The organism is Vibrio sp. 2130-1, from assembly GCF_033339515.1.
On record NZ_JAWOUT010000536.1, the window covers coordinates 1 to 575 of the forward strand.

The following is a 575-nucleotide window of genomic DNA, read 5'->3' on the forward strand; positions in this document are numbered from 1 at the left end:
CCTGACGCACAATTTTTAAGGTAAGTGATGGAATTATGACTACTTCTACAACTCTTCCACCAGCGGGATTTTTCCGTCGATTGGCCGCTTTGTTTTATGACACTCTAATTGTCTTAGCCATTGAGATGATGGCGGCGGGTGTCGTAATAGCAGTGGTGTTTGCTTTGAATGCAGCAGGCTTGCTGAGCTACGGAGAATATGTGGATGCCGCAGATATGTTAGGGAAACACCCGGTGTTGAGTCCGATATTCACACTTTATCTGGCGGTAGTCTGGATTTACTTCTTCGTATTTTTCTGGACGCGAGCAGGTCAAACCCTAGGCATGCGCGCTTGGAAAATGCAAATTCGAAACGCGAAAGACGGCGCTCCAATTACGGCGACTCAAGCATTAATCCGCCTTGCGACATCAGGCTTTGGTCTTGCGAACTTAACCGTGCCAATTGACCCGAAAAAACGTGGTTTCCACGATATCTGGGCAAAAACTGAAGTGGTGGTTTTGCCAAAAGCAAAATAAATCGCAGAGAAACAAAAAAGGAAGGCATAGCACCTTCCTTTTTCTTTGATTATAGCTTTC

1 protein-coding gene is annotated in these 575 nt (G+C 45.6%); it reads left to right on the forward strand.

The window, feature by feature from the left end; all coding sequences use genetic code 11:
* Nucleotides 1–35 precede the first annotated feature (35 nt).
* On the forward strand, nt 36–515 hold the full coding sequence (locus tag R7Q09_RS27250) for an RDD family protein (protein WP_025505825.1): 480 nt from the start codon (nt 36–38) through the stop codon (nt 513–515).
* Nucleotides 516–575: the final 60 nt, after the last annotated feature.